We start from the raw sequence: 12,145 nt of genomic DNA on the forward strand, positions 1-12,145 counted from the left end.
GCCCGTCAGTCCTGCTGCCAGCGCCGGCCGTCGGGGAGCCGGGACTTCGACTGCCACTCGCTCTCGCGGTCGAGCACCCGCCGGTGCTTCGTCTCGGCCCACTCCGCCGCCATCCCGGTGAGCGCCGCCTCGACGGCGGCCTGCTCCTCGGGCGTCGGCGAGCCCGCGACGACGACCATGACCGGCTCGGATGCGTCGTTCACAGCGGGATGTTCCCGTGCTTCTTCTCGGGCCGGTGCACGCGCTTCGTGCGCAGCGCGCGGAAGGCGCGCGTCACCATGACGCGGGTCTCGGCGGGCTCGATGATGCCGTCGAGCTCACCGCGCTCGGCTGCGAGGAACGGCGAGGCCACGTTGTAGGTGTACTCGCTCGCGAGCCGCGACCGCACCTCCGCCACGTCGTGCCCGTCGGCCTCCGCCTGCTTGATCTCGTTGCGGTAGAGGATGTTGACGGCGCCCTGCCCTCCCATCACCGCGATCTCGGCCGAGGGCCACGCGATGTTGACGTCGGCGCCGAGCTGCTTCGACCCCATGACGATGTACGCGCCGCCGTACGCCTTGCGCGTGATGACCGTCACCATCGGCACGGTCGCCTCGGCGTAGGCGTAGAGCAGCTTCGCGCCACGGCGGATGACGCCCGACCACTCCTGGTCGGTGCCGGGCAGGTAGCCGGGCACGTCGACGACCGTGAGGATCGGGATGGAGAACGAGTCGCAGAAGCGCACGAAGCGCGCAGCCTTCTCGCCCGCCTCGATGTTGAGGGTGCCGGCCATCTGGTTCGGCTGGTTCGCGATCACGCCGATCGTGCGGCCCTCGAGCCGACCGAAGCCGATGACGATGTTGGGCGCGTAGAGCGGCTGCACCTCGAGGAACTCGCGGTCGTCCATGATCGTCTCGATGATCCCGAGCACGTCGTAGGGCTGGTTCGGGGAGTCGGGGATGATCGTGTCGAGGCGGCGGTCGGTGTCGTTGACGACCCGCTCGGCGGTGTGGTCGTAGGCGGGCACCTCCGACTGGTTGTTGTCGGGCAGGTAGGCGAGCAGCGCGCGCACGTAGTCGAGGGCGTCGTCCTCGTCGGCGGCGAGGTAGTGGCTCACGCCCGAGACGGTGTTGTGGGTGCGGCCGCCGCCGAGCTCCTCGAAGCCGACCTCCTCGCCCGTGACGGTCTTGATGACGTCGGGGCCTGTGACGAACATGTGGCTCGACTTGTCGACCATGACGACGAAGTCGGTGAGCGCGGGGGAGTAGACGGCGCCGCCGGCCGCAGGGCCCATCACGATCGAGATCTGCGGGATGACTCCGGATGCGGCGGTGTTGCGCTTGAAGATCTCGCCGTACTTGCCGAGGGCGACGACGCCCTCCTGGATGCGCGCGCCGCCCGAGTCGAGCATGCCGACGATCGGGACGCCCACCTTCATCGCGTAGTCCTGGATCTTGATGATCTTCTCGCCAGCGACCTCGCCGAGCGAGCCGCCGAAGGTCGTGAAGTCCTGCGAGTAGACCGCGACCCGGCGGCCGTGGACGGTGCCGATGCCGGTCACGACGGCATCGCCGTAGGGCCGGTTGCCGTCCATCCCGAACGCGGTCGTGCGGTGGCGCACGTAGGCGTCGAACTCGACGAACGAGCCCGGGTCGACGAACTGCTCGATGCGCTCGCGCGCGGTCTTCTTGCCCTTCGCGCCCTGGCGCTCCTTGGCCCTGGCCTCCTTGTCGACCACCGCCTCGCCGTGGCGGCGGCGGAGATCCTCGATCCGCGCGGCGGTCGTCGTGAGGTCGTTCGAAGCCGGCGTCTCGTGGGTCACGGATGCCACTCTAGACGGGCGCGCATGCCAGGCCTTTGTGGACTCCCACAGCGCGCCGGCGCACTTCGGTGGCGATCGTCTCCATGCGGAGCCGCTCGGCCGCATAGGCTGGGACCATGCTCTTCCCCGGTGCAGCGCGGGCCGCGAGCGTGATCGAGCTCGGCACGGTCGGCTCGACGTTCGACGCGGTCGACGAGCGCGCCGAGCACCTCACGACGTGGGCGACGCTCGACCAGCGCGCCGGCCGCGGTCGGCTCGGACGCGAGTGGGTCTCGCCGGCAGGCAAGTGCCTCGCCGCGACCGTGCTCGTGCGCACGAAGCGCCTGCGCGAGCAGCAGATCGGGTGGCTGCCGCTCGCGGCCGGCCTCGCGCTCGCCGACGCGCTCGACACGCTCGTCGCCGACCGCGCGTCGATCAAGTGGCCGAACGACGTGCTCATCGAGGGGCGCAAGGTCGCTGGCATCCTGTGCGAGCGGCGGCGGACGGGCGTCGCGGTCGGCTTCGGCGTCAACCTCACGCTCTCGCGCGATGAGCTGCCCACCGAGCACGCGACGTCGCTGACCCTCGAGGGAGCCGAGGGGACCGCGCCGGTGCTCGCCGACGCCGTCCTGTGCCACGTGCTGCGCTCGCTCGACGGCCTGCTGCCGGCGCTCGGCACCGAGCGGCTGCGCGTCGCGATCGCGGCGGAGCTCGCGACGATCGGCCGCGACGTGCGCGTGGCGCTGCCCTCCGGCGAGCTGCGCGGGCGCGCCGTGGGCCTCGGCGCGGACGGCGAGCTGCAGGTCGACACCGGCGACGGGATCGTCGACGTGCGGGCAGGCGACGTCGTGCACGTGCGGTGATGGGGGAGAATCGTCGCGTGCAAGCCGGCGACGAGCGAGTGATCGCGCGCATGCGACCGCATGGTCGCGTGCTCGTCGTGCCCGTGCTCGTGCTGTGGGCGTGCGTCGGGCTCTCGACCCTGCTCGTCGACCGCGTCGACTGGCCGCTCTGGAACGTCGCGGTGCTCACCGTCGCGGGCATCGTGGTCGCGCTGCTCACGATCGTGCCGACGCTCGCCTGGCTCTCGCGCGGCTTCGTGTTCACGACCGAGCGCGTCATCATCCGCAGCGGCTTCGGCGGCACGCGCCGCGAGACGATGCTCTCGCGCGTGCACGACGTGACCGTGCGGCGGCGCGGGCTGCAGGCGCTCTTCGGCGCCGGCGACGTGCTGCTCTCGACCGGGGGCGACCGCGCGGTCGTGCTCGCCGACGTGCCGAGCGCATCGCTCGTGCAGCGCACGCTGTCGGAGCTGCTGGGTGCGCGGGGCTTCGCGGAGCCCGACCGGGTCGACGCGGCGTGACCCGCCGCTGACGAGATGACGAGGAGCTCCATGAAGATCGCCGTGATCGGCTGCGGCTACCTGGGCGCGGTGCACGCCGCCGCGATGGCCTCGCTCGGCTTCGACACCGTGGGCGTCGACGTCGACGCGTCGAAGGTCGAGCGGCTCGGGCGCGGCGAGCCGCCGTTCTTCGAGCCGGGGCTCCCCGAGCTGCTGCGCGCGGGTGTCGGGGCCGGTCGCCTCCGCTTCACGACCGACGTCGCAGAGGCCGCCGGGAGCGACGTCGTCTTCATCGCCGTCGGCACGCCGCAGCTGCCCGGCTCCGACGCCGCCGACCTCGCCTTCGTCGACGCGGCGATCGCGTCGCTCGAGCCGCACCTCGGCGCCGGCATGCTCGTGGTCGGCAAGTCGACCGTGCCGGTCGGCACCGCGGCGCGGCTCGCCGAGGTCGTGCGGCCGACGGGGGCGCGCCTCGCCTGGAATCCCGAGTTCCTGCGCGAGGGCTTCGCCGTGCAGGACACGCTCGCGCCGGACCGGCTCGTCTACGGCGTCGAGCCGGGCGACGACGCGGCGGTCGAGCGCCTCGACGCGGTGTACGCCTCGGTGCTCGAGCGCGGCACCGAGCGGCTCGTGCTCGACTTCGCGACGGCCGAGCTCGTGAAGGTGAGCGCGAACGCGTTCCTCGCCACCAAGATCTCGTTCATCAACGCCATGGCCGAGCTCGCCGAGACGGTCGGCGCCGACGTGACGCTGCTCGCAGACGCGATCGGCCTCGACGCGCGCATCGGCCGACGCTTCCTCAACGCGGGCCTCGGTTTCGGCGGCGGCTGCCTGCCGAAGGACATCCGCGCGTTCCAGGCTCGCGCGAGCGAGCTCGGGCACGCCGACACGCTCGCGTTCCTCGGCGAGGTCGACCGCATCAACCTGCGCCGCCGCGACCGCATGGCAGCGCTCATCGAGCGCGAGCTCGACGCCGTCGGCGGCGACCGCGTCGCGATGCTCGGGCTCGCGTTCAAGCCCGACAGCGACGACGTCCGCGATTCTCCCGCGCTCGACGTCTGCCGCCACCTGCAGCGCGCGGGCCGATCCGTCATCGGCTTCGACCCGCAGGCGCGCGAGACCGCCGGCCGCGTCCTGCCCTCGCTCGAGATCGCCGGCTCCGTCGCCGACGCGGTGCGGGGCGCCGACGTGCTCGCGCTCGGCACCGAGTGGAGAGACTTCCGCGAGCTCGACCCCGTCGAGGTCGCCCAGTGGACCCAAGCGCGCGTCGTCGTCGACGGGCGCAACACGCTCGACGCCGCCCGGTGGTCCGCCGCCGGCTTCCGCGTCGTCGGGCTCGGCAAGCCGGAGGTGCAGCCAGCATGATCGTGGGCGTGGTGGGCGGCGGGCAGCTGGCCCGCATGATGATCCCGGCGGCGGTGGAGCTCGGCATCGAGCTGCGCGTGCTCGCCGAGGCCGATGGCATGTCGGCCGCGCTCGCGGCGAGCGCGGTCGGCGACTACCGCGACGCCGAGATCGTGCTCGCCTTCGCGGAGGGCGTCGACGTCGTGACGTTCGACCACGAGCACGTGCCGCAGGACGTGCTGCGCGCGCTCGTCGACGCGGGGCATCGCGTGCACCCCGGGCCCGACGCGCTGCGCTTCGCGCAGGACAAGCGCGCCATGCGCGAGCGCATGGCCGAGCTCGGCGCGCCGCAGCCCGACTGGGCCCCCGTCGACTCCCGCGCCGACCTCGAGCGCTTCCTCGCCGACCACGGTGGCGTCGGCGTCGTGAAGACCGCGACGGGCGGCTACGACGGCAAGGGCGTGCGCGTCGTGCGCGCCGCGGCCGAGGCCGACGACTGGCTCGACGGAGCGGCGGCGGGCGGCCCCCGGCTGCTCGTCGAGGAGCTCGTGCCCTTCTCGCGCGAGCTCGCGCAGCTCGTCGCGCGCCGTCCCTCGGGCGAGACGCTCGTGTGGCCGCTCGTGCAGACCGTGCAGCGCGACTCCATCTGCGCCGAGGTGCTCGCTCCCGCCCGGCACGCCGAGCGCATCCAGCCGCTCGTCGACGACATCGCGCGCGGCATCGCCGACGGGCTCGGCGTCACGGGCGTGCTCGCGGTCGAGCTGTTCGAGACGAGCGACGGGCGCGTGCTCGTCAACGAGCTCGCGATGCGGCCCCACAACTCGGGCCACTGGACGATCGACGGCTCGATCACGAGCCAGTTCGAGCAGCACCTCCGCGCGGTGCTCGACCTGCCGCTCGGCTCGACCGCCCTGCTCGCGCCCGCGAGCGTCATGATCAACGTCATCGGGGGGCCCGCGTCGGGCTCGATGACCGACCGCTACCGCACGGCGCTCCACGCGCATCCGGACGTCAAGGTGCACTCCTACGCGAAGGCGACGAGGCCGGGCCGCAAGGTCGGCCACGTCACCGCGATCGGCGACGACCTCGACGAGGTCGCCTACCGGGCGCGCGCGGCCGCCGCGCACTTCGACGCCTGAGGCTCGGCATCAAACGGGTCTCCGGCGGCGGATGCGTCGGGGCGGCGAGGCGATAGGCCGTCCATGGCGAGCGTGCGTACCCTGGAGCCCATGCGTTCGCAGGTCAGCATCATCATGGGATCGGACTCCGACTGGCGGGTCATGGAGGCGGCGAAGGCCGTGCTCGACGAGCTCGGCGTCCCCTCCGAGGTGGATGTCGTCTCGGCGCACCGCACGCCCGACAAGATGGTCGAGTTCGCGCGCGGCGCCGCGGACCGCGGCGTGCGCGTCATCATCGCGGGCGCGGGCGGCGCGGCGCACCTGCCCGGCATGGTCGCGTCGATGACGCGCTTGCCCGTCATCGGCGTGCCGGTGCCGCTCGAGCGGCTCGACGGCCTCGACAGCCTGCTCTCGATCGTGCAGATGCCCGCCGGCATCCCCGTCGCGACCGTCTCGATCGGCGGCGCCCGCAACGCGGGCATCCTCGCCGCGCGCATCCTCGGCACCACCGACGCCGCGCTCGCCGAGCGCCTCGACGCCTTCGCCGACGACCTCGAGCGACAGGTGGGCGAGAAGGCCGCGGCCCTCCGCGGCCGCGTGGACGCGAGCGCATGACGCTGCTGCAGGCAGCCACCTCGATCCGCGACCCCGACGCGCGTCGCCCGGAGGTCATGGAGCGGCGCGGCTGGTGGCTCGTGCTGCTCGGCTTCGTGCTCCCCGGCAGCGCCCAGGTGCTCGCCGGCAACCGGCGCCTCGGCCGCATCGGGATCGTCGCGACGCTCGCGCTCGTCGCCCTGCTCGCGCTCGGCGCGATCCTGTGGTTCGCGTGGCGCTCGGCGCTCCTGACGCTCATCGGCAACTCGATCGGCCTGCTCGTCGTCGAGGCGCTGCTCATCGCATATGCGGTGCTCTGGCTCGTGCTCGGCTTCGACACGCTGCGACTCGCCCGGCTCCGCAAGGTGCACGGGGGAGCGCGAGCCGCGATCGCGGCCGTCGCGGTGCTCGCGACCGTCGCGCCCGCTGCGCTCGCGGGCTACGGCGCGAGCGTCGTCGACGCGACGCGCGGCCTCGTCGGGACCGTGTTCGACTTCGCGCGCCCGAGCGTCGCGCCCATCGACGGCCGCTACACCTTCCTGCTGCTCGGCGGCGACGCGGGCGACGATCGCGTCGGGCTGCGCGCCGACTCGATGACCGTCGTGACGGTCAACGCGGAGACGGGTGCGGCGGCGATGATCGGCGTGCCTCGCAACCTGCGCAACGTGCCCTTCTCGGAAGGCTCGCCGATGTGGGGACCGTGGCCGGACGGCTTCGACTGCACCTCGAGCGACTGCTTGCTCAACGGCACGTACACCTACGGGGAGGCGCACCCGGAGCTCTACCCTGACGCCGCCGCACAGGGTTCGAGCCCCGGCATCGAGGCGACGCGCGACGCGGTCGAGGGTGTCACGGGGCTCGAGCTGCAGTTCTTCGTGCTCGTCGACATGCACGGCTTCGAGGATCTCGTCGACGCCCTCGGCGGGCTGCGGCTCGACGTGACCGAGCGCGTGCCGATCGCGATCGAGGGCGAGCCGGTGCGCGACTGGATCGAGGTCGGCGAGCAGACGCTCGACGGCCACGACACGCTCTGGTACGCGCGCAGCCGTGCGGGGTCGAGCGACTACGCGCGGATGGAGCGGCAGCGGCAGGTCCAGGAGGCGCTCATCCGGGAGTTCACGCCGCAGACGCTCCTGACGAAGTACACCGAGCTCGCGGGCGCAGGGCGCGACATGGTGCAGTCCGACATCCCGCAGGCGATGATCGGCTCGCTGTCGGAGCTCGCGCTCAAGACGCGGGACCTGCCGATCACGAACCTCGAGCTCGTGCCGCCGCAGGTGAACACCGGAGACCCGGACTTCGAGGCGATCCACGCGATGGTGCGGGATGCCCTCGCGCAAGCGGACGCCGTCGTACCGGCGACGGAGGGTCCGGTCGGCTCGACCGAGCCGTAGCGCCGTGCCGACGCGCTAGAGCTCGGCGTGCAGTCGCCACACCTCTCGGGCAGCGGCGGCCCACGTGAAGGCGTTCGCCCTGTCCTGCGCCGCGAGGCGGAGACGCGCGCGCTCATCGTCGTCCTCCAGGAGCGCGCCGAGGGCCGCTGCGAGCCCCGCCGCGCCGCCCGCCGCCGCGACGCTCGCGCCGCCGGAGATCTCGCTGAGCGAGCGCGAGGCGGGATGCACGGTCGGGGTGCCGAGCGCCGCGGCGTCGAGGAGGGTGAGCCCGAGGGCGTCCTGCTCCGCGACATGCAGGTGAGCGAGAGCGCGGCGATGCGCGATCGCGAGCCGCGCGTCGTCGAGCTCGCCGACCATCACGAGGCGACCTGCAGGGATGCCGGCCTCGACAGCGAGCCCGGCCAGCCGCGTCTCGCCCCACTCCACCGGTCCCGCGACGACGACCCGGACATCCGGCATCGCATCGCTCGCGACCGTCTCGACCAAGCGGAGCGCGTCGCCCCGTGAGCCGGGGCTCGTGATCGCGAGCACGTACTCGTCGGGCAGCGACAGCCGCGCGCGCGGCTCGACGCGCGCGGCGGCCTCCAGGAGCGATGCCGACGGCGCGGGGTGCACGACGCGGACGCGCTCGCCGACGTCGTGCAGCAGCGCGAGGTCCTCCGCGACGGCGGTCGTCGGAACGACGATGCCGTCGGCGAGCTGCAGGGCCCGCCGCAGCGCGCGCTCGAACCACTGCTGCTTGCGCTTCGAGCGATCGGAGAACGACTGCAGGCCGTGGACGGTGACGGTCACCTGATCGCCGCGGTCCGGGTCGCGGCGCAGCGGCGCCATGAGGCTCGTCGCGTGCACGAGGCCGCGCACCGGGATCGTCGTGAACGAGTGGAGCCACGCCTCGCGCAGCTCGCGGGAGGGCACGGCGGTGCGGCGCAGCTCGGCGAGCCCGGGCAGCCGCGCCTCCACGCGAGCGGCGCGTGCGTCGCTGAGCTTCGCGGCGATCGCCGCGACGTCCATGCCCTCCGGCGCCGTCTCGATCAGCGCTGCGGTCATCGCGCTCGAGTAGCGCCCGACGACCGTGGGCGAGCGCTCCCCGACCTCGTCGAGCACGACGGTCAGCCTGTCGGCCATGGGAACGCCCTCCTCGCTCAGCGCTGCTCCAGTCGGTGCGCTCGAACGCCCGAGTCTACCGACCGGGGCGGACCGCTCAGCGGGTGCCGAAGTCGAGCACGTAGTACCAGGAGCCGTTCGAGCCGTGGTCGACGCCGATGCCGATGTGCGTGAAGCTCGCGCGCAAGATGTTGTTGCGGTGCCCCTCGGAGGCCATCCAGGCACTCATGATGCGCGCCGCATCGGGGGCGGCACCGCCCGTGCGCCCGACGTTCTCGCCCCAGCCGCGGAGCGCGCACGCGCGTGCCTCGGCGGTGAGCGAGGGGTTGTGCGCGGATCCGGCGAGGCCGCCGCTCGCCATCGCGCCCGCCCAGCCCGTCGCCATCGTCGCGAGGCACCCGTCGGTCGCGAGCGGGCGGGCGCCGACGGCGGCGCGCTCCTCGTTGATGCGCCTCAGCAGCTCGGTCGCGGTCTCGCCGAGCGCCGAGCACGGCACGAGCGCCGCTGCGGGCTCGGAGATGGTGTCGGACCCGCCGAGCACGAGCGTCGAGCTCACTCCGAGCCGGCGGAACTCGGCCGCGACGTCGCCGCTCGGGGCGCATCGAGCGGGGGTGAGGTACATGGGTGCGCCGAGCGCGCCGGCGAGCACCGCGCCGGAGAGCCCGTCGGTGAACACCTCGCCGCTCGCGAGCAGCGCACGACCGCTCGTCGTGGTGCTCGTGAAGCGCTGGTTGATCTTCACCGCCACGTCGTACCGGTCGACGCCACCGATCCGGTCGACCGCGCGGCCGGTCGTGCCGAGCCAGTCCTGCACGGCGGGGGCCACCGACGCCGGGCCGCCCGCGATCGTGAGGTGCGACACGCCGCCGAGCCGCTCGGTGAGCATCCCCTCGAAGGCGGTGCCGACGCCCTGCGTGAGGACGAGCCCATGGCCGTGGCGCGCCGCCACGCTCGCCGCCGAGAGCGCATCGGCGAAGCCGTCCCCGCTCACGACCCAGATGCGCGACGGCGACGTGCCCTTCGACTGCTGGCGCTGGAGGAGCGCCATCGAGACCGTGACGCGGTCAGGGCCCGCGATGCGCGTGACCCGCGGCGCGAGCCCGCGCGCCTGCTCCTCGACCGCCGGCGTCAGGGTCGCGGGGCCTCCCACGATCACGATCTCGGTCGGTGCGAGTCGCCGGATCTCGTCCGCGATCGGCTGCGGGATCCCCTCGGCGTCGCTCAGCAGCAGGCGCGCTCCTTCGGCGGCGGCGACGGGGGCGGCGGCGAGCGCGTCGGAGAAGACGCGGCCGGAAGCGAGGAAGACCGTCGACGAGCCGGAGCGGTCAGCTCGCGAGATCGCGGCGCTCGTCTCCCAGCGGTCGCTGCCGGCGATGCGCTGGGTCGCCGCCTCGGCGGGGGCGGCGCCGGCGACGGTGGTCAAGCCGACCAGCGTCGCGGCAGCGAGCAGGAGGGCAAGCAGTCGGCTTCGCAAGAGATGGGCTCCTTCGTGACAGGGGGCGGCGAACACGGTATCTGACTTGTACCCCAAGCGGAACCCCTTGTCGGCGATCGGTACGATGGCCGAGTCCAGCCCGCCGGCTCATCGAGCCTCGGACGGGCATTCGTCGGTGGGGTGCGGAGGTCCTGTGGTCGGGATGCGCCTGGCGCTCGAGCGGACGGCTCGCGCGGCGAAGGATCGTGCCGCTGCCGTGCTGCGCGACAGGTGGGCGGCCGGTCGCTTCCGCGCATCGACCGTCGTCGGCGAGCCGGGCGACGACGGGCTGCCGGTCGTCATGTGCGCGTGGAAGCGCATCGACCGCCTCGGCGAGGTGCTCGCGGGGCTCGACGCGCAGCAGGGGAGCCCCCCGCTCGACCTCGGCATCTGGAACAACCGCCGCGGCGACCACGACCGGCTGCTCGAGGCGGTCCGGTCCATCGAGCGGCGTGGCGCGCTGCGATCCGTGACGGTCGTCCGCTCCGGCTTCAACGTCGGGTCGATCGGTCGCTTCTACCTCGCGCGTCGGCTCTGGCTGAGCGGGAGGCGCGGGCCCTTCGCCGTCATCGACGACGACCAGCGCCTGCCGCAAGACTTCTTCGCGGTCGCGGCGAGCAGCTACCGGCCGGGCACCGCGGCCGGCGTGTGGGCGTTCCGGGTCGGCGAGGAGTACTGGGAGCGGCGCCGCGCGGAGCCCGGCGACCGCGTCGACCACTTGGGCCCCGGCGGCATGATCGCCGATCTCGCGCTCGTGTCGGACCGCGCGTTCTTCGACGAGCTGCCGCTCGAGCACTGGCACCTCGACGACGTGTGGATGTCGCACTACGCGCCGGCGCACGGGATCGAGCTCGTCCGCCTCCCGACCGACGTGGAGTTCGTCGACGACGACCACAACATCTACCTCGGGCTCGCGGAGCAGAAGGTCGCCTTCCATCGCTGGCTGCGGGAGCGCTGAGCTACCAGAGCCCCAGTGCCAGCGCGAGCCGCAGCAGCCGCTGCTCGCGGGGGTGACGCCGCAGCTGCGGGGCGAGCGCGCATAGCCGCGCCCGCGACCGTCGATCTGCGCGGTCGAAGAGCGGCGCCGCTCGCTCGAGCATCGGCCGGTGCGCCGCGTCGGCGACCTGCAGCGCGACCCTCGCGACCGCCGCGCACTGGCGCCGGTAGGCGCCGGAGCGCAGCTTCGCGACCCGAGTCGCGGCATGGCGCAGCCCCGTGTTGGCGCCTGTCGCATTCGCGCCGTGCTGGCGATAGTCGAGCGTCGGCTCGGGATCGATGTGCCAGCGCCTCCCCGAGGCGCGGAGGATCGCGTACACGAGCCAGTCGTGCGGCACGCGGGAGTCGTCGTCGACGAGCGAGAGCGAGCGGCGCACCTCGCGCGCAGCGTCGGCCCGCAGCACGAACGTGCACCCCGGCCCGCCCGACTCCAGCAGGAAGTCGAGCCGCCGCTGCGGCTGCGCCTTGTCGACGAGCTCGGTGCGGACGGGTGCGTCGGAGGGACCCCAGAACGCCGTGACGTTCGACGAGACGCCGTCCACCCCGAGGCGCTCGAGCTGTGCGAGCTGGCGCTCGAGCTTGTCGAGGTGCCAGCGGTCGTCCTGATCCGCGAACGCGACGGCGTCCGCGCCGTCGACATCCGCCTCGCGCAGGAGGCGCAGGAAGTTCGCCTGCGGCGTGCCGAAGCGACCGGGCGGCAGCACGGTCACGCGATCGTCGGCGCTCGCGCGATGCAGGAGCTCGGGAGTGGCATCGGTGGAGGCGTCGTCGGACGCGATCACGCGCACCCTGACGCCGCGCTGCGCGAGGATGGAGTCGAGCTGCTCCTCGAGGTACGCGGCGCCCTCGTGGGTCGCGAGCAGCACCGCCACCGTCGGCATCCGAACCGCGTCGCTCACCCGCACCCCTCTCGAGCCCGACCTCCGAGGCTACCGGCCGACCGAGTCTGCGGCGTCCCGCGACTCCCGTGGTGGGCCGCATACACTGATCGCTGTCGAG

At 73.4% G+C, this 12,145-nt stretch carries 12 protein-coding genes; 7 read left to right on the top strand and 5 right to left on the bottom strand.

Annotated features, from left to right (window positions below):
- Positions 1 to 5: 5 nt before the first annotated feature.
- Positions 6 to 203, bottom strand: a complete 198-nt coding sequence (locus tag JQT67_RS10870) for an acyl-CoA carboxylase subunit epsilon (protein ID WP_021009925.1) — start codon at positions 201 to 203, stop codon at positions 6 to 8.
- The gene (locus JQT67_RS10875; RefSeq protein WP_021064923.1) at positions 200 to 1,801 is read right to left on the bottom strand and encodes an acyl-CoA carboxylase subunit beta; all 1,602 of its coding nucleotides are present in this window, start codon (positions 1,799 to 1,801) and stop codon (positions 200 to 202) included. The genes JQT67_RS10870 and JQT67_RS10875 overlap by 4 nt, the downstream gene beginning before the upstream one ends.
- Positions 1,802 to 1,917: 116 nt before the next feature.
- On the opposite strand from JQT67_RS10875, the gene JQT67_RS10880 reads away from it, so the two are divergent.
- From JQT67_RS10880 to JQT67_RS10905, 6 genes are all read left to right on the top strand, one after another.
- Positions 1,918 to 2,643 carry a biotin--[acetyl-CoA-carboxylase] ligase gene (locus tag JQT67_RS10880; protein WP_208064675.1) on the top strand — a complete coding sequence of 242 codons (726 nt, stop codon included), beginning with the start codon at positions 1,918 to 1,920 and terminating at the stop codon, positions 2,641 to 2,643.
- 50 nt (positions 2,644 to 2,693) lie between these two features.
- Positions 2,694 to 3,143, top strand: a complete 450-nt coding sequence (locus JQT67_RS10885; RefSeq protein ID WP_158316696.1) for a PH domain-containing protein — start codon at positions 2,694 to 2,696, stop codon at positions 3,141 to 3,143.
- Between the two features lie 30 nt (positions 3,144 to 3,173).
- On the top strand, positions 3,174 to 4,487 hold the full coding sequence (locus JQT67_RS10890) for a UDP-glucose/GDP-mannose dehydrogenase family protein (protein WP_208064676.1): 1,314 nt from the start codon (positions 3,174 to 3,176) through the stop codon (positions 4,485 to 4,487).
- On the top strand, positions 4,484 to 5,605 hold the full coding sequence (locus tag JQT67_RS10895; RefSeq protein WP_208064677.1) for a 5-(carboxyamino)imidazole ribonucleotide synthase: 1,122 nt from the start codon (positions 4,484 to 4,486) through the stop codon (positions 5,603 to 5,605). The genes JQT67_RS10890 and JQT67_RS10895 overlap by 4 nt, the downstream gene beginning before the upstream one ends.
- A gap of 90 nt (positions 5,606 to 5,695) precedes the next feature.
- Entirely contained in the window at positions 5,696 to 6,199 is a 504-nt protein-coding gene (gene purE, locus JQT67_RS10900; protein WP_208064678.1) for a 5-(carboxyamino)imidazole ribonucleotide mutase, read from the top strand.
- Entirely contained in the window at positions 6,196 to 7,572 is a 1,377-nt protein-coding gene (locus JQT67_RS10905; protein WP_208064679.1) for an LCP family protein, read from the top strand. Before purE ends, JQT67_RS10905 begins: the two co-directional genes overlap by 4 nt.
- 15 nt (positions 7,573 to 7,587) lie before the next feature.
- Here JQT67_RS10905 and JQT67_RS10910 read toward each other — a convergent pair whose 3' ends face one another.
- Positions 7,588 to 8,697 (bottom strand): glycosyltransferase, encoded by a 1,110-nt coding sequence (locus JQT67_RS10910; protein ID WP_208064680.1) that lies wholly within the window; start codon positions 8,695 to 8,697, stop codon positions 7,588 to 7,590.
- Between the two features lie 76 nt (positions 8,698 to 8,773).
- The gene (locus JQT67_RS10915; protein WP_208064681.1) at positions 8,774 to 10,099 is read right to left on the bottom strand and encodes a cell wall-binding repeat-containing protein; all 1,326 of its coding nucleotides are present in this window, start codon (positions 10,097 to 10,099) and stop codon (positions 8,774 to 8,776) included.
- Positions 10,100 to 10,313: 214 nt separating this feature from the next.
- On the opposite strand from JQT67_RS10915, the gene JQT67_RS10920 reads away from it, so the two are divergent.
- Positions 10,314 to 11,108 carry a hypothetical protein gene (locus JQT67_RS10920; protein ID WP_208064682.1) on the top strand — a complete coding sequence of 265 codons (795 nt, stop codon included), beginning with the start codon at positions 10,314 to 10,316 and terminating at the stop codon, positions 11,106 to 11,108.
- A gap of 1 nt (position 11,109) precedes the next feature.
- Here the strand turns inward: JQT67_RS10920 and JQT67_RS10925 are convergent, their stop codons facing one another.
- Positions 11,110 to 12,027, bottom strand: a complete 918-nt coding sequence (locus tag JQT67_RS10925; protein ID WP_208064683.1) for a glycosyltransferase — start codon at positions 12,025 to 12,027, stop codon at positions 11,110 to 11,112.
- Positions 12,028 to 12,145: the final 118 nt, after the last annotated feature.

Origin of the sequence: Agrococcus sp. TF02-05, assembly GCF_017565345.1 — a bacterium.
In the GTDB taxonomy this organism is placed as follows: Bacteria; Actinomycetota; Actinomycetes; order Actinomycetales; family Microbacteriaceae; genus Agrococcus; species Agrococcus pavilionensis.

Bases quoted from the DNA above. Each gene is read 5' to 3' on its own strand.
- JQT67_RS10880 (WP_208064675.1), top strand. From the start codon at position 1,918: ATGCTCTTCCCCGGTGCAGCGCGGGCCGCGAGCGTGATCGAGCTCGGC.
- JQT67_RS10885 (WP_158316696.1), top strand. From the start codon at position 2,694: ATGCGACCGCATGGTCGCGTGCTCGTCGTGCCCGTGCTCGTGCTGTGG.
- JQT67_RS10890 (WP_208064676.1), top strand. From the start codon at position 3,174: ATGAAGATCGCCGTGATCGGCTGCGGCTACCTGGGCGCGGTGCACGCC.
- JQT67_RS10895 (WP_208064677.1), top strand. From the start codon at position 4,484: ATGATCGTGGGCGTGGTGGGCGGCGGGCAGCTGGCCCGCATGATGATC.
- purE (WP_208064678.1), top strand. From the start codon at position 5,696: ATGCGTTCGCAGGTCAGCATCATCATGGGATCGGACTCCGACTGGCGG.
- JQT67_RS10905 (WP_208064679.1), top strand. From the start codon at position 6,196: ATGACGCTGCTGCAGGCAGCCACCTCGATCCGCGACCCCGACGCGCGT.
- JQT67_RS10910 (WP_208064680.1), bottom strand. From the start codon at position 8,697: ATGGCCGACAGGCTGACCGTCGTGCTCGACGAGGTCGGGGAGCGCTCG.
- JQT67_RS10920 (WP_208064682.1), top strand. From the start codon at position 10,314: ATGCGCCTGGCGCTCGAGCGGACGGCTCGCGCGGCGAAGGATCGTGCC.
- JQT67_RS10925 (WP_208064683.1), bottom strand. From the start codon at position 12,027: ATGCCGACGGTGGCGGTGCTGCTCGCGACCCACGAGGGCGCCGCGTAC.